Source organism: Alteromonas sp. C1M14 (assembly GCF_018860965.1).
Lineage (GTDB): Bacteria > Pseudomonadota > Gammaproteobacteria > Enterobacterales > Alteromonadaceae > Alteromonas.
Genome location: NZ_JAHKQF010000011.1, coordinates 200,873 through 221,655 on the forward strand (window position 1 = coordinate 200,873; position 20,783 = coordinate 221,655).

The 20,783-nt window shown below is 46.5% G+C and carries 17 protein-coding genes; 2 read left to right on the forward strand and 15 right to left on the reverse strand.

Annotated elements, in window-relative coordinates; all coding sequences use genetic code 11:
* Positions 1-84: 84 nt before the first annotated feature.
* From KO501_RS10400 to pilM, 9 genes are all read right to left on the reverse strand, one after another.
* Positions 85-537, reverse strand: coding sequence for a YaiI/YqxD family protein (locus KO501_RS10400; RefSeq protein ID WP_216029605.1), 453 nt, complete (start codon positions 535-537; stop codon positions 85-87).
* Entirely contained in the window at positions 537-2,210 is a 1,674-nt protein-coding gene (locus KO501_RS10405; RefSeq protein WP_216029606.1) for an SPOR domain-containing protein, read from the reverse strand. Before KO501_RS10405 ends, KO501_RS10400 begins: the two co-directional genes overlap by 1 nt.
* A gap of 78 nt (positions 2,211-2,288) precedes the next feature.
* A complete protein-coding gene (gene aroB, locus KO501_RS10410) occupies positions 2,289-3,356 on the reverse strand; it encodes a 3-dehydroquinate synthase (RefSeq protein WP_216029607.1) in 1,068 nt (355 codons plus the stop codon).
* 24 nt (positions 3,357-3,380) lie between these two features.
* The gene (gene aroK, locus KO501_RS10415; RefSeq protein WP_216029608.1) at positions 3,381-3,896 is read right to left on the reverse strand and encodes a shikimate kinase AroK; all 516 of its coding nucleotides are present in this window, start codon (positions 3,894-3,896) and stop codon (positions 3,381-3,383) included.
* A 277-nt stretch (positions 3,897-4,173) separates the two neighbouring features.
* On the reverse strand, positions 4,174-5,952 hold the full coding sequence (locus tag KO501_RS10420) for a type IV pilus secretin PilQ family protein (protein WP_216029609.1): 1,779 nt from the start codon (positions 5,950-5,952) through the stop codon (positions 4,174-4,176).
* Positions 5,945-6,493 carry a pilus assembly protein PilP gene (locus KO501_RS10425; protein WP_216029610.1) on the reverse strand — a complete coding sequence of 183 codons (549 nt, stop codon included), beginning with the start codon at positions 6,491-6,493 and terminating at the stop codon, positions 5,945-5,947. The genes KO501_RS10420 and KO501_RS10425 overlap by 8 nt, the downstream gene beginning before the upstream one ends.
* On the reverse strand, positions 6,493-7,101 hold the full coding sequence (locus tag KO501_RS10430; protein WP_216029611.1) for a type 4a pilus biogenesis protein PilO: 609 nt from the start codon (positions 7,099-7,101) through the stop codon (positions 6,493-6,495). The genes KO501_RS10425 and KO501_RS10430 overlap by 1 nt, the downstream gene beginning before the upstream one ends.
* Positions 7,101-7,682 carry a PilN domain-containing protein gene (locus KO501_RS10435; RefSeq protein WP_216029612.1) on the reverse strand — a complete coding sequence of 194 codons (582 nt, stop codon included), beginning with the start codon at positions 7,680-7,682 and terminating at the stop codon, positions 7,101-7,103. The genes KO501_RS10430 and KO501_RS10435 overlap by 1 nt, the downstream gene beginning before the upstream one ends.
* Positions 7,670-8,737, reverse strand: coding sequence for a type IV pilus assembly protein PilM (gene pilM / locus KO501_RS10440; protein ID WP_216029613.1), 1,068 nt, complete (start codon positions 8,735-8,737; stop codon positions 7,670-7,672). Before pilM ends, KO501_RS10435 begins: the two co-directional genes overlap by 13 nt.
* Positions 8,738-8,879: 142 nt before the next feature.
* Here pilM and KO501_RS10445 point away from each other — a divergent pair, with 142 nt between their 5' ends.
* On the forward strand, positions 8,880-11,540 hold the full coding sequence (locus KO501_RS10445; protein ID WP_216029614.1) for a PBP1A family penicillin-binding protein: 2,661 nt from the start codon (positions 8,880-8,882) through the stop codon (positions 11,538-11,540).
* 76 nt (positions 11,541-11,616) lie between these two features.
* Positions 11,617-13,308, forward strand: a complete 1,692-nt coding sequence (locus KO501_RS10450) for an NAD-dependent malic enzyme (protein WP_216029615.1) — start codon at positions 11,617-11,619, stop codon at positions 13,306-13,308.
* A 469-nt stretch (positions 13,309-13,777) separates the two neighbouring features.
* Here KO501_RS10450 and argA read toward each other — a convergent pair whose 3' ends face one another.
* The 6 genes from argA to argC are packed head-to-tail and all read right to left on the reverse strand — an operon-like array spanning position 13,778 to position 20,434.
* Positions 13,778-15,091 (reverse strand): amino-acid N-acetyltransferase, encoded by a 1,314-nt coding sequence (argA, locus tag KO501_RS10455; protein ID WP_216029616.1) that lies wholly within the window; start codon positions 15,089-15,091, stop codon positions 13,778-13,780.
* Positions 15,092-15,100: 9 nt separating this feature from the next.
* Positions 15,101-16,483: an argininosuccinate lyase gene (gene argH / locus KO501_RS10460; protein ID WP_216029617.1), complete on the reverse strand. Its 1,383-nt coding sequence runs from the start codon at positions 16,481-16,483 to the stop codon at positions 15,101-15,103.
* A gap of 12 nt (positions 16,484-16,495) precedes the next feature.
* Entirely contained in the window at positions 16,496-17,701 is a 1,206-nt protein-coding gene (locus tag KO501_RS10465) for an argininosuccinate synthase (RefSeq protein ID WP_216029618.1), read from the reverse strand.
* Positions 17,702-17,715: 14 nt separating this feature from the next.
* Positions 17,716-18,627, reverse strand: a complete 912-nt coding sequence (locus tag KO501_RS10470; protein WP_216029619.1) for an ornithine carbamoyltransferase — start codon at positions 18,625-18,627, stop codon at positions 17,716-17,718.
* Positions 18,624-19,418 carry an acetylglutamate kinase gene (gene argB, locus KO501_RS10475; protein WP_216029620.1) on the reverse strand — a complete coding sequence of 265 codons (795 nt, stop codon included), beginning with the start codon at positions 19,416-19,418 and terminating at the stop codon, positions 18,624-18,626. Before argB ends, KO501_RS10470 begins: the two co-directional genes overlap by 4 nt.
* 2 nt (positions 19,419-19,420) lie before the next feature.
* Positions 19,421-20,434, reverse strand: coding sequence for an N-acetyl-gamma-glutamyl-phosphate reductase (gene argC, locus KO501_RS10480; RefSeq protein ID WP_216029621.1), 1,014 nt, complete (start codon positions 20,432-20,434; stop codon positions 19,421-19,423).
* Positions 20,435-20,783 lie beyond the last annotated feature (349 nt).

Here is a 20,783-nt window from a genome sequence, read left to right on the forward strand (position 1 = left end):
ATCGATCATCGCCACAACCTGCAATCGCTTACCTTGCGCTTAAACGGCCATACTTACAGCAATAATGCTCTAATTGCTGATGTTTTATCCAGCATGAGCTAAAAAGCGATCGAGGGTATTGGCAAAGGCCTGACGTTCCCGTTGCGATAACGGCGGAGGCCCCGAAGTTTGAACACCACTTGCTCGCATGGTATCCATAAAGTCTCGAATATTGAGTCGGGAACGGATGTTTTCCTTGGTGAGCGGTTCGCCCCGTGGGGTTACCACAAGCGCGCCTTTTGCAATCACTTCGTCGGCTAAAGGAATATCTGACGTGATCACCAAGTCATTGTCGTTTACCCGCTGCACGATTTCGTTGTCGGCAATATCAAAACCCTTTTCGACTTGAATACGAGTCAGCCAAGGGGAAGGCGGTACCCGGATGGCATGGTTCGCGACAAAAGTGATACGGGTTTTGGCCCGTGGCCCAGCCTTAAAGAGAATTTCTTTTATTGCCACAGGGCAGGCGTCGGCATCGACCCAAATAGATACCGCCATTAGTTTGCTACCACGTTGATTTCTTCAATTATATTTCGCCCACGTTTAATAAAGGCTTTATCTTTACCTTGGAAAGGGGGAAGGTCAGTTCTTGCTGCATTGGCTTGAGAAAAGCTAGCAAAGCGTTGATTATAGATTAGGACAAACCAATCCCCTCCATAGCGCTTGGTGCGATAGATCCAAACATGATCACCAAGGTTATTATCTTTTACAAAATCCATCATCAAGGCTTCATTTTTAAGGCCGGCTAGCTGAATCACATAATCTTTAGGGGCCATGAGGCTCAGTAATGTTTCATTGTCATAGTCATGGGCGTCAACCGCAAGAGCGGTGTTCTCGGTTGGAGCTTCGCTAGGGGAAGGACTTGCTGCACGGCTAGCAGGTTGTTTTGGTAACGTCACGGCAATTTCTTGTTCCACTGTGCTGGCAAGCGCCGTAGAGGGTTCCTCAAGCGCTTCTTTTTCATCTGCCGCTTGGATCGCCGATTGCTCCTCAGTCGTGGACTGTTGAGTACTTGTCGGTGCGATAAAATCTGGCTTAGAAACTGACAGTGGCGTTGGCGCAATTTCTGTTGATGTACCGGGTAGAGAATCGATGGCATCGACTGCCCGTTGAGCAATGGTTTTAGCCTGGCGTGCGTCGGTGGAGGAGGCGCCATTTTCCTCGTCTAGGGAAGACGTGGCTGAGTCGGCAACCGATTCGGGCTCTTCTGATTGGCTCGTGTCGGTCGCATCGTTTAATGCTGGATCATCATTGCTGACATTTTCGATAAAACTAAGTAGATCTTCGTCGGTGTCGTCAACGGGAGCATTAGGTGTCCCCTCATCCATCGCTGCCACCGCTTCGTCCCATGAGGCGACAGGCATATCATCTGACTCTGCTTGTTCATCTTGCAGTTGATCGTAGGCCGAGCCTGGTTCAACGGCAAGGGTTTCAGGTGGGTTGCTCTCAATGGGATTGAACAATGCGTCGATATCGTCACTGTATTGCCAGTAAATTAGCGCACCAAAAACTGTTAAAAATAAGATGGCAATAATGGACAAAAATAATGGCGAGCCTAACGAAATCCGTTGCTTGGTTTCAATCTGCTCATCGTAGCCGTTACGTTTTGCTAGGTGCTCGTGAAATGCCTGTCGTCGGTTTTCAATCATAGTATCTAACTCTGAGCCGGGTTGTTGAGCCGCCACTGACTTACTACTGATTAGCAGAGGCGTATCGGTATTTTTAGCCGGGAGCCACTGTTTCGCATTTTCTGCCCATGCGGTTTCACCAAACAACAACACATTTAGGTGCTGCTTGTTGCCGGCAAAACGGCTTTGCAGAACAAGATCCCATAGTTCCTGCAACAAGGCATCAGGTATGTGCTCGGCCTGGGTAATGGTAATAAGAATAGGACCGACATGTTCATTAAGGCCAGCCAGCAACTCATTTAACGGGCGAACAAAGCTACCCACCAGTGTACCGAGTAATTGCCGACACAACTGCCGACGATAATCGGGCAGTTCCATGGACGAATCTGCGGCTAAATACGCGATTTCTGTTTCGTCTTGTTGCTGGAATACAAATGATTCCAGTGTTTTCTTCTGTTGTGCAACGGTATCACCGCTGACAAAAATAAGTTGTGACGAATAATTGACTAGATACTCTAGTCGATCATGCAATTCAGATTGCACTTTAATACCCTCTGCTGATTACTGGCGTTACACATTGACCAGAAACGACATCAGCAATGTTGTCAGGCTGATGGAATGTCAGTTTAAAATTTGGCTTAAAATTTCGTCACTGACGTCTTTAGTCACAACTGCATGTCCTATTCCTTGGGGGATAACAAACCGAATATTACCCGCTTCAACCTTCTTGTCTCGTCGCATATGTTTCATATACGCGTCTTTTGTCATTGCATCTGGCCCAGAGACAGGCAAATTAAATGATGACAGAAGCGTTACTATGCGTCGGCTTTCTGACGAATTCATCCAGTCAAGTGCTTCTGCGGTATAACAAGCAAGCACCATACCAGCTGCCACGGCTTCTCCGTGTAGCCAGTTACCATAACCTTGTTCGGCTTCAATGGCGTGACCAAAGGTGTGACCTAGGTTCAGTATGGCACGCAATCCACCTTCTCGCTCATCCTTGGCCACCACATCGGCTTTAATTTCACAGCAGCGAAAAATGCCTTCGGTAAGGGTTTTGGTATCAAGGCTTTTCAGTTCATCGGCGTGGCGTTCTAGCCATTTGAAGAAGACTTCGTCATAGATTATGCCGTATTTGATCACTTCTGCCATGCCAGCAGAAAATTCCCGAGGGGGAAGGGTGGTCAATGAATCTGTATCGATGGCGACAAATACCGGTTGGTAAAACGCCCCAATCATGTTTTTTCCTAACGGATGGTTAACGGCAGTTTTACCGCCAACCGAGGAATCCACCTGTGACAATAGCGTGGTAGGTACTTGAATGAAAGGAACGCCCCGTTGATAAGACGCTGCAACAAATCCACATAAATCACCAATGACACCGCCGCCTAGGGCGATTAACGTGGTGTCCCGTGCTGCGTTCATTTCTAGCAGGCGGGTCATGATAAATTCAAATTGATGTAAAGATTTGTGTTGTTCACCATCGGGAACAATAATGCTTTCTACCTTTACGTTACCGCAAAGGGCTTTGACTTTTTCTAGATATAAAGGGGCAACGATGTCATTGGTAACAATGACAGCTAAGGGACCTTTAATATAAGGGGCAAGTAAATTGGGTTGAGACAGTAGACCCGCTTCGATACGAATCGGGTAGCTACGATCTCCGAGTTCTACAGTTAACATCGACATCACGCAGCTCCCTGAGTTAATTCACTACAATCCGATTTTACTGATTATTTGATTAGCTACAGCGCGAGCTGACTGGTCATCAGTATCAACAATGTAATCAGCCACTTCTTCGTACAAGGGATTACGTTGTTCAGCTAATTCCCGTAAGACTTGCTCTGGTTCGCCGTTTTGCAGTAGCGGACGACGTTTGTCACGCTGGGTGCGGGCTACCTGCTTATCAATCGTTGTTTGTAGGTATACTACAATGCCTCGAGCAGAAAGCCGGTTGCGAACAGCTTTATTGGTTACTGAGCCGCCTCCGGTTGCCAGTACAATCCCTTGTCTGTCTGTGAGATCGTTAATGACTCCCTCTTCACGCTTGCGGAACCCGTCTTCACCTTCAAGGTCAAAAATCCAGGTAATGTCCGCACCTGTACGGCGCTCTATTTCTTGGTCAGAATCAAAAAAATCAAGGTGAAGTTCGTCTGCAAGGTGTCTGCCAATGGTGCTTTTGCCGGCACCCATGGGGCCAATTAGAAAGATATTACGTTTTTCAGCCATATTTGCTTATATCACAACTTTTATACTGTTAAGGGCAGCGGTCTCGCTTTCTTTACTACCCGTTCACTCGTACCCGTTTTATATCTTTAACGGATACCACGCTTTAAACCTCGCTTTAATTTCGAGAGCGCGATTATCTCAGTTTCACGGGCAGCGATGCAAGTTTTGTTGCTGTTTTAATCCATATACTTTTAAATCAGTAGGTTAGGCTTTGAAAATGGGCCTATCCTAGGTATAGACGTGGTTTTCTTTACATGAATATGCCCAAAAACAGCCTTTATAATGATTCAGTGACAATTTTCGGTGTAACAAATATCAATAATTCACGCTTTTCGTACACGGTGGACTGATTTTTAAATAACCGGCCAATTACCGGTAGATCGCCAAAAAGCGGCACTTTATACACATCGTCAGTATTGGTTTGCTGGAATATGCCGCCTAGTACTACGGTTTCGCCATTATCCACTAATACTTGGGTTTGAATTTCTTGAGTGTCAATGGCCACCGCAGGACCGGTAGAAGTATCGACGGTTTCCCCGCGGGTATCTTGAGTGACCACCAAATCAAGAATAATACGGTTGTCCGGCGTAATATGAGGGGTGACCTTCAAGCTAAGCACCGCCTTCTTAAATTCCACTGACGTGGCACCACTTGATGTAGCCTGAACATAGGGGATTTCTGTACCTTGCTCAATATAGGCTTCGTGTTGATTGGCCACGGTAATACGAGGACTGGCAATAATTTCCCCTTTGTTTTCTGTTTCTAGCGCAGAGAGTTCTAAATCTAAAATAGTGCCATCAACCAATTCGGCAATTTGAAAACCAATGGTTGCTGCTGACGAACTGCTCACAGGCAAATTAACGTTGAGTCGGTCGGTAAGATCGGGAACAACCCCAGCAGATGCCGATTCCGTACCTTCTAGCGTACCAGAAATCGAGCCATTACTTTGGGTATCGGTAAAGCCCCAGCGCACGCCCAGTTGTTCGTCTACATTGTCTCGAACCGTTACCATACGTGACTCTATTAGTACCTGTTTAACGGGAATATCTAATGCTTTGATGACTGAGCGGGCTTCATCAATGGAAACCAAGGTATCTTTTAACAGCAAGGTGTTGGTTCGTTCATCAACAGACACTGAACCACGAGCGGATAAAATGCCGCCATCCTGAGATTTCAATATGGCAGCCAAGGTTTCTGCTTTTGCGTAATTAATGGTGATGTTGGCGGTGTGTAATGGCGCTAAATCTGATATTTGTTTTGTATTTTGTAATTCTGCGGTTTCACGGGCGGCCAATTCTTCGGCAGGCGCTACCAGTAAAATATTTCCTTCCATGCGTTTATCTAGGCCTTTGATCTTCAAAATCATAGCCAGCGCCTGATCCCAAGGAACCCCTTCTAAACGAATGGTAATGTTCCCCGCTACGGTGTCAGTGGTCACTAAGTTAAAGCCATTGGTTTGGGCGATAATTTGCAACACCTGTCTAACGGGAACGTCTTGAAAATCAAGAGAAATAGGCGTACCTGAATATTCAGGGTTGTTGTCCAGTTCTGCTAATTCTTCTTGGGTCATCGGTTGTATTTCGACCCGCAGCGTATTGTCTTGCTTGCGGTGACGGGCAACCACAGCACCGTCGTAACGAATGACCAATTTGGCACCTTCGTCTTCCTGATAGGTTTCGATGGATTCTACACTGGTACCAAACTGAACCACGGTAAGTTCCACAAGCTGATCTTCCGCTAATTGGGTGGCCGGTAATAATATGGTGAGTTGGCCCTGAGCTTCGATAAGTTGAGGCTCTGCGGTGTCATTATCGAAAGTGAGAGTGGTGATTGCGAGGTTATTGGCTTCTCGGGAAAAGTCGATATTGGTTAAGGTAGAAGTAAAAACGTTTTCTGCTTCAGCGTAGGGATCAAGCAGTACGGTTTCAGATTCTTGACCCAAGGCTGGACTACAACAAAGTGCTGTAAAAGCAAAAGCAATAAACTGGCGTCCCGCCAACGAATATGAGGCTGATTTAATCTGAAAAAATTTATTGAAAAGGTATCGCTTATACATTCTTATTATCTCCTGCTGACGTATTCATCGTCAGCGTGGTTTTTTCCCGTTGCCAGCATCCCGCTCCGTCGGGCAGCAATTGTTCAATAATGATGGACTGGTCGTTGATGGTTTTTATCTCGCCATAGAATAATCCAACATGGTCTCCCTTACGGGCTTTGAGCAGAGCACCTTCGTTTGTTTTAAACAATACCCAGCGTACACCCTGAATAGTAAATGTGCCAGATAACGTCAGGGAATCAAGACCATACTTCTCTAATTTTTCTTTTTTTCGGTCAAAATCGGGTTGAATACAATTATTTTTATTTGCAGCCACAAAAGGGGTTGTTCTATCGGCAGGACGGGCAAACGGGCTACGCAGATCCGATGCTGTGTATTTAAATGCCGGTTGAGAGGTAAATTCTGGGTATGGATCTACCTGGGCTTTAGTGGTGGCTCTGACTTCCTCGGTATAGGCCAACAAATCGTCGGTTTGAGGGGCACAGCCACTGATTAGAAGAGCCAGCCCAGCAACCATAAATAAAGGATTACTTAGTTTCATCACTGCTGCTCTCCTTCCTGACCAGACAAGGATGTGCGATAGGTTTTTGCCTGCATCTGTAGGTTAAGGCGGTTCCCTTCATGATTTATTTCAAAGTCGTGTAAGGTCACAATTCGGGGTAGATCGGCGATTTCTGAAACAAAGGCGCCAAAATTGTGGTACCCCCCTGACACTTCAATTTGAATAGGCAGTTCAGTGTAAAACTCTTTGGGGATTTCTTGTTGCCAGTTAAGTAATTTAAAGGTGAGGCCCGATGTAATACCCACATAGGTAATATCATCTAAAAGCCCTGGTGTTTCATTACTGGTAGGCAGTGAACGTAACATGGAGGAGAAATCATCTTCGATTTGCTTGAGCTGGGCTTTATAAGTTTGTAAGTTAACCGCAATTCGGTACTTTGCTTGAAATTGCAGTTTAAGCTCTTGTTCTTGTACTTCCGCTTGGTCAAGAACGGGAAGCTTGGGTTTGACGATAAACCAATAGCCTAAAGCGCCCACCACTATCATGACAAACAAGGCCACCACAATTTTAACTTCTTTAGACCAAATGGCGACTTGTTCAAAGTCCAGTTCGTTAAGTTCTTTCAGCTTACTAAAATCGAAACTCATTACTTAGCTCCTTTTTCCGGTTGGTCAAGGGGCGGTGAGATTTCAGGACTGATCCTAAATTTCAAGGTGAAGTCACTGACAGCGTCACTGGCCGACGTATCAGCTTTAATGGAGGATAATTCTCCACCGGTGAATACCTCAGAGTTTTCAAGACGGCGCATAAAATCGGATAGCCGGTTGTTCGAATCACTTAAACCGGTAATTTCAATTTGATTGCCCATGCGCTTCATGGTTTGAAAGGACACGCCGGCAGGCACAATACGGGCAAGTTCGTCGAAAACCGAGGGGGCGACATTGCGGCTAATTTGCAATTGCTCGATAAGTGCCATGCGTTGTTCAATGGCTTTTTTACTTTCTTTTATTTTTTGAATTTCGGCAATTTGACTGTCGAGTACGCTTATTTGCTGTTGTAAGAATTGGTTGCGTGCATGTTGGTTGCTAATTTGATTATCGATGCCTTTACCGATACCCCAGCATATTGCCCCAACAATTAACGCCACGGCACCCAGCATGGCAAGGTAATTTTGTTTTTGTAATTGGCGCTGTTTTTCGCGCCATGGAAGCAGGTTTACATGTGCCATTCACTAAAACTCCGGCTTGCAAGACCTGCGGCTAAGACTAACTGGGGCGCAATCTTGGCTAAACGGTCTGCATCAAGTTTAGGGTTGATGGTCATGCCATCGAAAGGATTAAAAATTTCTACTTCCATGTCTAAATCTTGTTTTAATATTTCGGTTAGTGCCGGTATGGTTGCCCCGCCGCCACAAAATACAATGCGTTCTGGTCGCTCGCCATGGGTGGCCGACACATACATCTGTATGGCCCTGTTTATCTGTTGCTGCAAGTTAGCGGCAAAGATTGGCAAGGTGTCTTCCTGCCAATTCCCTGGTAGCGTTCCGGCGATGGCTTGTTGTTCTGCCTCTGTGACTTCCAACATATTGATAGCGGCGAGATCCTGCATCAACATATTAAGGCCGAAAGCATGTTCTTTGGTATAGATTACTTCGCCTGCCTGCCAAACGCAAAGCTGCAATAACGAGGCGCCAAGATGAATGCAACATACCTTTTCTTCTTCGTTATCAATTGGATAAAAGTAGTATAGTGCATTGCCAAGGGCGTATCCTTCAACATCTACCACCTTTGGCTCGAAGGGAACCTCACGTACTAAGGTGATGCGGCTATCCACTAAATCCTTATGTGCCGCAGTGAGTAAAACGTTGGTTTTACCCGGTTGAGCGGAGTTTTCATCTATCTCTTCAAAATCCAGATACACTTCTTCGAGAGGGTAGGGGATAAGACTGTCGGCTTCTATTTCAATTTGCCCTTCTAGCTCATAGTCGGTAAGACCGGTTTCCATGGTCACCACTTTGGTGAGTACGGAAGAGCCTGCCACCGCTATTGCTGCGGGCTTTGATTTTGTTTTTAATGCGAGTTTTATTTTCTTCAGGGCGAGGCTTACGGCGTCGAAGTCTTTAATTTCTCGTTCGGAAAAGGCATTTTTTGTAATGGGTTCGCAGGCATAAGCCTGTAACACAAAACCTTTGGCCGTGCGTTCAATTAAAACGGCTTTTATTTGACGAGTCCCTATATCAAGGCCCACAATAGGTGGCAGCTTTTTCTTTAACGGCGATTTCATTTGCTGGCGTCCGGAATTTTGGAAATTTGTGCTCTAAAGTAGAATGTATCTTAAAAGTTTTAAACTGTATGGTTCTATATAAGGTACATAGGTATAATTTTCTAAGTCGGAACGACTCAACATTCTTGGTAGCGTAAACTTCGTGAAGTACATCAAATCCCTCTTTTTATTTTTCATTATAGGCGGCATCCTTGGGCTAGCCGCATTATTTGGTCTTTATTTTTATATCAAACCAGACCTGCCCAGCGTCACTGTTCTGAAGGACGTGCGTCTTCAGACTCCCATGCGTATTTACACAAATGATGGAAAACTAATCTCCCAATATGGAGTTAAACGGCGGATCCCTGTAAAACTTGAGGATGTTCCGCAAAAATTAATCGATGCTGTGCTAGCAACGGAAGATAGCCGTTTTTATGACCATTATGGTATTGATCCAATCGGCGTGGCAAGAGCGGCGTTAAATTTGGTGTTAACTGGCGAGAAGCAACAAGGGGCCAGTACCCTAACAATGCAGCTTGCTCGAGGGTTTTTCTTGTCACGAGACAAAACCTTTATGCGTAAGATCAAAGAGATATTTATTGCCATTCATATGGAGCAAGTCCTTAGCAAAGAGGAAATTCTCGAGCTTTATCTAAATAAAATAGAGCTTGGGCATAGAGCCTTTGGTTTTGGTGCTGCCGCTCAGGTGTATTATGGCAAAAGTCTAAAAGAACTTACGTTAGCACAAATTGCCACCATCGCTGGGTTACCACAAGCTCCATCGGTACTTAATCCAATTAGTCGCCCAGACCGCTCGGTAGAAAGACGCCGCATTGTGCTGTTGCGGATGCTAGATGAAGGCTTTATTACTAAAGACGAATTCACTTCTGCCAGTCAAGCGCCAGTCACCGCGGTGAAACACGGCGCTGAAATTGGGCTGGATGCGCCCTATCTGGCAGATTATATCTACAATGAAATGGTTGAGATTTACGGTAAGGACGAAGCAGAAACCGGCGGCTACCAAGTGTACGCAACGGCCACCTCACAAATGCAAATTGCAGCACAGCAAGCGGTTGTGCGAAATTTACATGATTACGACGAGAGACATGGTTACCGTGGTCCGGTTAATTGGCTGTGGAATGCCCCTCAGGCCGACGAAGACACAATGCCATCAGGTAACGATGAACCGTTATCGACCCTAACCCGCAAAGCAAAATCAGATTGGACCTTAGACGATATCAAAGCCGCGTTAGACAGTGTCCCCCATTTCCATCCTCTGGTGCCGGCTGTGGTCACTGAGGTGGCAGAGCAATCTGCCGTGGTGCTGGATCTTAACGGGGTGGAACACACCCTTGCTTGGGAGGGGCTTGATTGGGCGCGGCCATACATTACTGACTCTAGACAGGGCGCGGATCCGAAAGTGGCGTCTGATATTCTTGCGCAAGGCGCTGTCATTTATATTCGTAAACAAGATGACCAATGGCGCTTGTCTCAGGTGCCTTCTGTAAGTGGAGCCCTTATCGCATTAAACCCAGAAAATGGTGCGGTAGAAGCCGTGGTAGGGGGCTACAGCTTCTATCAAAGTCAATTTAACCGAGCCACACAAGCAAAGCGTCAAGTGGGGTCAAACATTAAGCCTTTCATTTATTCTGCGGCATTAGAAAATGGTTATACTTTGGCTTCCATCATCAACGATGCACCGATTAATCAATGGAACGCGGCCACCGGCGTCGCTTGGCGTCCGCAAAATTCGCCTCCAGAATATGATGGCCCTATTCGTATGCGCGTGGCATTGGGTAAATCGAAAAACGTGGTCTCTGTACGTTTGCTCAGAGGCGTTGGCTTGCAGAAAGCCAGAGCGCATCTTGCAAAATTTGGTTTTGACCCAGATGAGATCCCCAATGATGAAACCGTGGCTCTTGGTTCTGGTGCTCACACACCATTAGAAGTGGCAAGGGCAATGTCAGTCATTGCCAATGGTGGCTACCTTGTGACGCCGTATTTTGTAGATAGGGTGTTAAATGAACATGGAGAAACCTTATGGCAAGGTACACCTACCTGGGCATGTAACCCCTGTAAAGACGAGGCAGGCAATGTTGTCTCTCAACAAGAAAATGTCGAAGATTTGTTGGAGGCTCAACTCAATGCCGCTGGTGGTCTGGACAATAAGATCCCGGATAATGGCGACGAGGTGGTGAGCAAGCGTTCAGCGCCCCAGGTGATCAGTGCACAAAATGCCTTTTTAGTGGCCGATATGATGCGCACCGGCGTTAGAGCCAATGGCAGTTGGAATAAAAAAACCTATTGGATGGGAACGGGTTGGCGTGCTCGAAATATTTTGCAGCGTGATGACTTAGCGGGCAAAACGGGCACCACCAATGATGCACGAGATACGTGGTTTACCGGTTTTCACCGTGGTATCGTTGCTACCGCATGGGTTGGCTTTGACGATATGAATAGAAATCTAGGCCGGGCTACGCGCAATCAAAATCTGATTAATCGTAATCCTGAGAAGTTCAATTGGTTCGGTAATGCCATGATTGGCGGTGAGGATGGCGCTAAAGCTGCAGAACCTGCATGGATTCGGTTTATGCAAAAGGTTCTCGATGGTGTGCCAGAACAACCTATGCCCATTCCTGATGGTATTGTTCGGGTTCGCATTGATCGTACCACTGGTAAGTTGACTCGGCGCACAGACCATACGACACTCTTTGAATATTTTAAGCAGGGTACCCAGCCAAAAGTATTTGTACTGGATGATGATGTCATTGATCCTGCTCAGAGTGAAGAAAACGCCATGCCCGAATCAGAAGAAATATTCTAATAAGTACAAATATTCATGCCGTTATGGTCGGGCTTTATTATTAATAGCACTATTTTTTTAATACATCGGATACAAAATGTCAGAAGAGTCAAACCGATATTTATACATTCCCCATGCAGGACCTTCCTTACTCGAAACGCCACTGCTGAATAAAGGCAGTGCCTTCACGGCGCGAGAACGGGCATCGTTTAACCTTACCGGGTTGTTGCCGCCTCGGTATGAGTCTATCGAAGAGCAAGTAGAACGGGCTTTTCTACAATATAAATCCTTTGATGAAGCGCTAAATAAGCATATTTATTTGCGTGCCATCCAAGATAATAACGAAACCTTGTTTTACCGCTTGGTCCAGTCACATATTGAAGAAATGATGCCCATCATTTATACCCCCACCGTGGGCGATGCCTGTGAGCAGTTTTCTGATATTTATCGTAGCTCTCGAGGCTTATTTGTTTCTTATGAAGAACGGCATTTGCTTGATGACATCGTGCGTAATGCGACGAAACGAAAAGTCAAAGTGATTGTGGTAACCGACGGTGAACGTATTCTTGGTCTAGGCGATCAGGGTATCGGTGGAATGGGGATCCCAATTGGAAAGCTCTCCTTGTACACCGCTTGTGGTGGCATCAGCCCAGCCTACACCTTACCTGTTATGTTGGATGTGGGCACCAATAACGAAAAACTGCTTAACGATCCTATGTACATGGGCGCCCGTCATCCTCGTATCTCGCAGGACGAGTATGACGAGTTTGTAGACATGTTTATTCATGCGGTTAAACGTCGTTGGCCGGAAGTCATGATCCAGTTTGAAGACTTTGCTCAACCCAACGCCATGCCCTTGTTGCAGCGTTATCGTAATCAAATTTGCTGTTTTAACGACGATATACAAGGCACGGCAGCGGTAACACTGGGTACCATATTAGCGGCTTGTCGAACCACTCATCGCAAGTTATCTGAAATGAATGTGGTATTTGTCGGCGCCGGTTCGGCTGGTTGTGGTATTGCAGAAATGCTTATCTCGCAAATGATTTTTGAAGGTTTAAGCGATGCTCAGGCCCGTAAACAGGTGTTTATGGTCGACCGATACGGCTTGTTAACCGAAGGCATGGAGGGGCTACGGGATTTTCAGGCGAAACTTCAGCAATCTGAAGACACCGTGTCTCAATGGACATTTTCCGGTGAATACCCGTCGTTGTTAGATGTGGTGCACTGTGCAAAACCCGATGTACTGATTGGGGTATCTGGTCAGCCAGGTTTGTTTACCGAGCAAGTCATTCGGGCGATGAAAAGCTACAGTGAACTTCCCATAATTTTCCCATTGAGTAACCCTTCTCGCCAAGTGGAAGCGCGCCCTGAACAGGTTATTGAATGGACTGACGGTGAGGTTGTGGTTGCCACAGGAAGCCCGTTTAAGCCGGTAGAATTTAATGGCCAAACCTATCCTGTAGCCCAATGTAATAACAGTTATATCTTTCCCGGAATTGGCTTAGGGGTTATTGCTAGTAAAGCCAAGCGTATCAGTGATGAAATGCTGATGGCCGCGAGCAACGCGTTGGCATTGGCGTCACCGATGGCAAATAGCGGAGTCGGTAGCTTGCTGCCGCCGTTAACTGAAATCGGTAGCTTGAGCAGAGACATTGCCTTTGCTGTGGCCAAAGTGGCGATGCAGCAAGGCTTGGCATTAGAAATGTCAGATGATGCGTTAAAAGACAGCATTGAAAGTAATTTTTGGAAAGCTGAATATCGGCCCTACAAGCGCGTTAGTATTTAGACGCACCAAACCTCTTATTAAGCCGTGATTCATTCACGGCTTTTTTGTCTATAAAACAAATAGCTATACGCTAGCGTCGCGGATTTGTTACAGCAATAACAAAGCTCTTCATCGATTTTTGCTTTAATTTTAACCAAAGTTTGGTTTGCTAACGCAAAAATTCAGCCTTTCGTCCTTGCCAGTTGTGCCGTGTAAATAGTGGGTCAATAGGTGTCGGTAGTTAGCTACAAACCAATAAGATAATTTACCGTTAATGGTCACGTAAAATCCATAAATACATGATATATAATGTTATTTTTGATCTGGCATAGAGATTGATAAGACAGGTTATCTAATAGATTTTTTAGAGCCTGTTTGCGGGCAATGGATTGGCCGCTCTTTTCTTTGTGTGACTGTTTCGCGAAGGGTTGATTCCGCGAAAAAGACATGATGGAAAGAAATAAAGAAAGTAAAAGCAGAGGAACTGCTTTTACTTAAGTGCGAGGGTGAAAACCTTAGATTTGCGCTGAAAGTTGTAAAGCTCTTTTTTAGCCTCTGGCAGAGCACTTAAGTCAGCTGGCATGAAGCCATGCTCTAAAAACCAATGAGCGGTGAGGGTTGTCAGCACAAAAAGGGTGTGAATACCTGAATCGAGTGCTCGGCGTTTTACTTCTTCTAAAATCCGCTCTGCGCGATTTTTCCCTCGGTAGTCGTGATGGGTTGCAACGCAAGCCAGTTCCGCTTTCCCCTCCTCAGGGTAAAAATAAACCGCCGCACACGCGATGATCATGCCGTCACGAACAATAATGATGAATTGATTTATTTCGTTTTCTAAGCGCTCTCTAGAGCGCTTAACCAAAGCACCACTTTCTTCTAAGGGTTTAATCAAATTAATGATCCCGCCCACGTCCTCAATGGTTGCCCCTCGCAGTTGTTCATAATGATGCTCTAACACCAACGACCCTGCGCCATCACGAGTAAACAACTCTTGAAGTAGTGCACCATCAGTTTCATAGCTGATGCAATGGGCTCTAGGAATGCCTGCAGCAACACTGGTGGTCAATGCGCTTAGTACGGTAGGCTCGGTTTGAATTTCTTCTTCAAAGATGAGCTGCTCAAGCTGAGGACGCTCAATGGTGCGCAATAGCTTACCGTCGTTGTGATGAATGCCATCATCTTTGGAAAACACGATAAGCTTATCAGCTTTTAACGCAATGGCCGCCTGAGTGGCCACATCTTCATGGGACAAGTTAAACACTTCGCCCGTGGTGGAATAGCCCATAGGCGAAAGCAGCACAATGGAGCCATCACTCAAATGGTCGTTAATCCCGGTGGTATCAATACGTCGTACGAGTCCGGTATTTTCAAAATCAATACCGCCGCGCACCCCCATGGGTTTGGCGACCACAAGGTTACCTGTACATACCCGTATTTGGGCGCCGTGCATCGGCGAGTTTGGCAACCCCATGGTAAGCAATGCTTCCACATGGCTGCGTACCGAGCCTGCGGCATCCTTTACACATTCTAAGGTTTGCTTGTCAGTAATGCGGATCCCGCCTTTGAACCGCCCTTCAATACCCCGTAATTTTACCCGTTCGTCAATTTGCGGGCGAGCGCCGTGCACAAGCACTAAACGCACGCCTAAACTGGCTAAAAGGGCAATGTCATGGATGATATGGGCGAAATTATCATGTTCGATGGCTTCGCCCCCAAACATGAGAACGAAGGTTTTACCGCGATGTGCATTAATGTAGGGCAATGAGCTGCGAAACAGCTTAACGCCCTCATGATGAGCTAACACCATTGCTATTTACTACCCCAGTTTGTCCAAGCTTTCCAGTTCTTGGTAAAGCGCCTTGGTCACCGTTTCTTTGCTGGTGCCACCCAAAATATTACGTTGGTTTACACCAAACTCTAGTTGTAATACCGGGTAAACATCGTCATCAATTTTGTCACAGACGGCCTGTAAGTCAGGTAAAGTCAAGGCTTCAATGGCACACCCTGCATCAATGGCTTTGAGTACCACCTGTCCAGCAATGTCGTGACCTGTACGAAATGGAATACCTTTGCCGACCAAGTAGTCAGCTAGCTCGGTCGCATTGGCATAGCCTTGTGTGGCGGCTTCGCGACAACGGGCTTCGTTAAGGCTCATAGAGTCGAGTACTTCGGCGGCAATACACAAACAGCAATGCCATTGATTAACGGCGTCGATGGCCCCTTCTTTGTCTTCCTGCATGTCTTTGTTGTAAGCCAGGGGTAGACCTTTCATGGTAACCAGAAGCGCCTGCAAATGACCAAACACTCGGCCGCATTTACCACGCATAAGTTCTAGTGCATCGGGGTTTTTCTTCTGTGGCATTAAGGATGAACCTGAAGTAACAGAATCACCTAATTGCAAGAAGCCCGCTTCGCCAGAATTGTAGAAGATTAAGTCTTCTGCCAAGCGAGACATATGCATCATGCTGGTAGAGGCACAAAATAGCAGTTCGAGAACGAAGTCACGATCTGAAACGGCGTCTAAGCTATTAAGACACGGAGAAGCAAACCCCAATTCTTCAGCAATGGTGTCGCGGTCAACAGGATAAGTGGTTCCTGCCAGTGCGCCAGAGCCTAAAGGACATTGATTTAGACGGGTTTGCATATCAGTAAGGCGACTTAAGTCACGTTTAAACATTTCGACGTAAGCTAAGCACCAATGGGCAAAGTGAATGGGCTGAGCACGTTGCAGGTGCGTGTAGCCAGGAATAATGGCTTCCTGGTGACGACTTGCCGTGTTTAACAGTGACCGAATCAGTGCGATTAGATCGTCTTTTAACGACTCGACATGCTCACGAACCCACAAGCGAAAGTCAGTGGCAACCTGGTCATTTCGGCTACGTCCGGTATGAAGCTTACGGCCGATATCCCCAAGTTGGTCGATCAGTGCCGCTTCTACGAAGCTATGAATGTCCTCTTCAGGACTCGCATCAAAATCCAGCGTGCCGGCATCGGCTTGTGCTTTTAGCTCAGTTAATGCGGCTTCAAGCTGGGCTTGTTCATCGTCGGTGAGAACACCGGCTTTTTTCAAGCCACGAGACCAGATTATCGAGCCTTGGATATCCTGAGATGCCATTACACGATCAAAGGGCAGGGAATCATTCACCTGCCGAAACATACTGCTGCTGTCAGCCGCGAAGCGGCCACCCCACAATGCCATGATATTCTCCTGTTACTGCTGCTTTTTAAGTGCTTCGATACGACTAGACAGACTGAATAGGCGGATAAAGCCTTCAGCATGTTTTTGGTCGTATACATCATCTGCACCAAAGGTAGCGAAGTCTTCAGAATACAGGCTGTTAGGTGAACGACGTTGGGTAACAGTGGCTTGACCTTTGTACAATTTTATTACGATGTCGCCCGTAACCCGCTTGGCAAAGGAACCTGCGCCAGCGAGTAAGGCTTCGCTTAACGGTGTGAACCAGCGACCATCGTACATCACGTGGGAAAATTCTAACGCCAGTTGTTCACGATACTTAAACGAAGCTTTATCCAACACCATGGTTTCCAGTGCTTTGTAGGCTTTTAACATAACAGTACCACCGGGAGTTTCATAACAACCCCGAGACTTCATGCCCACCAGACGGTTCTCAACGATATCAATGCGGCCTACACCGTGGGCGGCAGCAATTTCGTTCAGTTTTACCAGTGCTTGATAAGGTGATAATGCTTCATCGTTTACGTGTGTCAGAGCGCCTTCTTTGAAAGACAAGGTGACACGTTCAGGTTGATCCGGCGCATCTTCTGGATCCACGGTCATGGTCCAAATTTGCTTAGTGGGCTCTTGCCAAGGATCTTCTAGCTCGCCACCTTCATGGGAAATATGCCACGCATTGGCGTCACGGCTATAAATTTTGGTAGCCGACGCAGTGGTCGAAATATTGCGCTCAGCAAGGTAAGCGAGTAGGTCTTCACGGGATACCATATCCCATTCACGCCACGGCGCAACTACATGAAGATCTGGTGCTAACGCAGCAAAGGTACTTTCAAAACGAACCTGGTCATTCCCTTTACCTGTGCAGCCATGACATAAAGCATCAGCACCCACTTTACGGGCAATTTCGACCTGCGCTTTGGCGATAACAGGACGTGCCATAGACGTACCCAGTAAGTACTCGCCTTCATAGACCGCACCGGTGGTGATAGTAGGATAAATATAATCCTTAACAAATTCTTCTTTTAGGTCGACGATGTAGCATTCGCTGGCGCCAGAGGCGATGGCTTTTTCGTGCAAGCCTTCCAGTTCTTCATCACCCTGACCCACATCAGCGGCAAAGGCTACCACTTCGCAGTCATAGTTTTCTTTTAGCCATGGAATGATGGCTGATGTATCAAGCCCGCCAGAATAGGCAAGGACGACTTTATTCACTTTTTTCATTTAAATTTGTCCTCTTAGGAACCGAGTAATTTGGTTAAGATAGCATTTTGCGCGTGCATTCTATTTTCTGCTTCTTGCATCAGCAACGACATATCACTGTCGATTAAAGAGCCGGTAATCTCCAGATCTCTATGGGCAGGTTGGCAATGCATCACATATTTGGCGCCGGTTTTTTCCATCAGGGCTTCGTTGACCTGATAGGGCATAAATTTATCTTTAATGGCATCTAAAGGGGTATCGTCACCCATCGATAACCAAGTATCGGCGTAAAGTACATCAGCGCCAATAGCGGCATCAACATCATTACTTTGTACTATTTTAACACCGGTTTTTGCTGCGATTTCTTGTGCTTGCGCAACGATGGTTGGATCTGTTTCATGGCCTGCGGGAGTGACCACAACCTGATTACAACCCAACAATGCGCCCACAATTAATAAAGAGTGCGTCACATTATTGCCATCGCCAATATAGGCCATGGTGAGACCTTCTGTCGTGCCGAATGCTTCGAACATCGTTAAATAATCGGCAAGTCCCTGACAGGGGTGATATTTGTCACACAAGGCGTTAACCACGGGCACTTTCGCCGCTTGAGAAAACTGCTCTAAGGTAGTGTGCGAGAACACTCTGGCGACAATAGCATCTGCCCAACAAGCCAGGTTGGCGGCCATATCTACCGCATCTTCACGACCGGCTAAGTTGCCACCTTGGCTATCCAGATACACCATGTGTCCGCCAAGTTTATTAATGCCAATATCAAAACTCACCCGGGTACGTAATGACGGCTTTTCAAAAAATGCTGCCACTGATTTACCTGCCAATACTTGGCTGTATTTTGATGGATTCTGCTTAATGTTGACGGCTAAATCCAACAAGGCTTTTGTGCCCTCTGGCGTCCAATTTGCGAAAGTCAGTAAATCCTGTTTCATTCCAATTCTCCTGCAATACGGCCTGTCGGCGCTTCTATACGCGTGCCTGTTTGCTGATTCAATATATCGGCAATATTTGCTTCCCAGCTGGCAATAGTCACTGCCCGCCCAAGTGTAGAGGCTGCCAGTAGAGCAGCATCGGTTTTCACTTGCATGCCATCGGTTATAACGCCGGCTTTTACCAACGAAGCTATTGCTTCTTCATCTAGGGTGCTGATTAACTGTTTGTGCGCATCAAGCACGCCGGGTACGTTCGACAATAATAACAGATCGGCATCCAGTAATTGTGCCACGACTGTGGCTGCTTGATCAGCATTTATGTTCAGTAATCTACCTGTGGCATTGGCACCAATAGAACTAACAACCGGCAACATAGATTGAGCGGTGAGCAAATTAAGTAAGGTAGCATCATTGGCAGAGGGCACACCCACGGCTCCGTATTTTTCAGCTAACGGGGCGCAATGTACCATATTGCCATCAAGCAACGATAATCCCACTGGCGTTAATCCGCTTTTTATTGCTAAACCACAAAGCGATTTATTCGCGCTGCCCGCCAATGTGCCGCAGATGTATGGCATATGCTCGTCCGGCGTTACCCTTAAACCATCGATTTTTTTGCTGGGCAGATTTAACGACTGCATAAGAGACTCTACCAAAGGGCCTCCACCATGAACAATCACTACCGGACGCAGCTCAATCACTTGCTTTACCGAGTCTAACAGGTGGGTGGCTGCGGCTTTATCTTCTAGCAGTGCGCCACCTACTTTAATGACGATGGGTGATAATTTCATTATTAAATCAACCCTTCTGTGACCGGTAAACCACTAACTAAATTGGCACATTGTATAGCCTGAGAAGCAGCGCCTTTCATGGTGTTATCAATGGCACTGGTGATAACCGCATAGCCTGATGTTTCATCCAGCTTCCAGTTAAGATCCACAAAGGGGGTATTGACCACATCATCCACTTTAGGGAAGCTGTCTCGAAGGCGAACGATGTCATGGCCTTGATAAGCATTTTTGTAAGCGTCATTTAACTGTTGCTGAGAGGTACCGGCTTTTACTTTAACGGTAACGGTGGCCAAGATACCCCGTTTGAAATTACCTAAGTGAGGGGTAAAGATAACCCCGGTACCCAACCAGGCTTCTATTTCGGGCGTGTGTCTGTGCCCTAATACGCCATAGGCTTGTAAGCTAACCTCACAAAAACTGTTGCCTAATGCCGCTTTACGTCCTGCTCCACTGACTCCCGATACGGCATTGATAACTGGACGTACGTTGCTGTCCAGTAATCCTGCTTCCATTAACGGTTTTAACGCGGACAGTGAAGCCGTAGGGTAACAACCGGGTACGGCCACAATATGGGCTGCGGTAATGTCATCACTGTACCATTCGGCCAGTCCATATACGGCGTCTTCGAGACAATCGGTTGCCGTGTGCGCAAAGCCGTAAAAGGCTTCGAACACCTGTGTGTCTTTAATTCGAAATGCGCCGGAAAGATCCAGTATCTTTGCTTTTCCCTTGCTTAGTTCCGGCATCCAGTTATGGCTGGCTTCGTGAGGGGTGGCAAGAAAAACCAAGTCCATGTCGGCAGCAAGATAGCCTAAGGTGTCGTCAGACATAGGAGTGAGGGTATATTGAGATAGATGAGCATATTGCCCGTGCAGTGCCGCCACAGATTTACCTGAATCGGCACTATTTTGTGAAACATAGGTGCCTTTCAAGGACATGGCTGGATGGCGATGTACTAAGTCAACAAGTTGTGCGCCTGTGTAACCACTGGCTCCAATAATCGATACGTTTAACATAATGAGGTTACATTTTTAGAAAGATAGAAAAAAAATCACTTTCTACCTTTATACACGAACGAAAGGAATTCTGTTTTCACTCGTATGCGTACAAAGGTAAAAAGTGCGCTACCGCAAAAGCAAAGCGAGGCCGAATCGTCGGAGCTCGCAATACAGTGTGTAGCCAGCCAGGGGAGAGCTAAACTGTTTTACCTTGTCAACCTGCTGGTCGAACCTGCTGGTTGCTTGAATCATGAGATTTTCCTGTCAAATTCTCTGTCTTTCGATAAATACAGCATAGGATGTGGCCGTTTTTTTCTATCGACTACTGCAGAGATTAATTAAACCGTGGGCTATGATACTTAAATGG

Excerpts from the sequence above, each read along its gene's own strand:
- KO501_RS10400 (WP_216029605.1), bottom strand. The coding sequence starts at position 537 with ATGGCGGTATCTATTTGGGTCGATGCCGACGCCTGCCCTGTGGCAATA.
- aroB (WP_216029607.1), bottom strand. The coding sequence starts at position 3,356 with ATGTCGATGTTAACTGTAGAACTCGGAGATCGTAGCTACCCGATTCGT.
- aroK (WP_216029608.1), bottom strand. The coding sequence starts at position 3,896 with ATGGCTGAAAAACGTAATATCTTTCTAATTGGCCCCATGGGTGCCGGC.
- KO501_RS10420 (WP_216029609.1), bottom strand. The coding sequence starts at position 5,952 with ATGTATAAGCGATACCTTTTCAATAAATTTTTTCAGATTAAATCAGCC.
- KO501_RS10425 (WP_216029610.1), bottom strand. The coding sequence starts at position 6,493 with ATGAAACTAAGTAATCCTTTATTTATGGTTGCTGGGCTGGCTCTTCTA.
- KO501_RS10430 (WP_216029611.1), bottom strand. The coding sequence starts at position 7,101 with ATGAGTTTCGATTTTAGTAAGCTGAAAGAACTTAACGAACTGGACTTT.
- KO501_RS10435 (WP_216029612.1), bottom strand. The coding sequence starts at position 7,682 with ATGGCACATGTAAACCTGCTTCCATGGCGCGAAAAACAGCGCCAATTA.
- pilM (WP_216029613.1), bottom strand. The coding sequence starts at position 8,737 with ATGAAATCGCCGTTAAAGAAAAAGCTGCCACCTATTGTGGGCCTTGAT.
- KO501_RS10450 (WP_216029615.1), top strand. The coding sequence starts at position 11,617 with ATGTCAGAAGAGTCAAACCGATATTTATACATTCCCCATGCAGGACCT.
- argA (WP_216029616.1), bottom strand. The coding sequence starts at position 15,091 with ATGGTGTTAGCTCATCATGAGGGCGTTAAGCTGTTTCGCAGCTCATTG.
- argH (WP_216029617.1), bottom strand. The coding sequence starts at position 16,483 with ATGGCATTGTGGGGTGGCCGCTTCGCGGCTGACAGCAGCAGTATGTTT.
- KO501_RS10465 (WP_216029618.1), bottom strand. The coding sequence starts at position 17,701 with ATGAAAAAAGTGAATAAAGTCGTCCTTGCCTATTCTGGCGGGCTTGAT.
- KO501_RS10470 (WP_216029619.1), bottom strand. The coding sequence starts at position 18,627 with ATGAAACAGGATTTACTGACTTTCGCAAATTGGACGCCAGAGGGCACA.
- argB (WP_216029620.1), bottom strand. The coding sequence starts at position 19,418 with ATGAAATTATCACCCATCGTCATTAAAGTAGGTGGCGCACTGCTAGAA.
- argC (WP_216029621.1), bottom strand. The coding sequence starts at position 20,434 with ATGTTAAACGTATCGATTATTGGAGCCAGTGGTTACACAGGCGCACAA.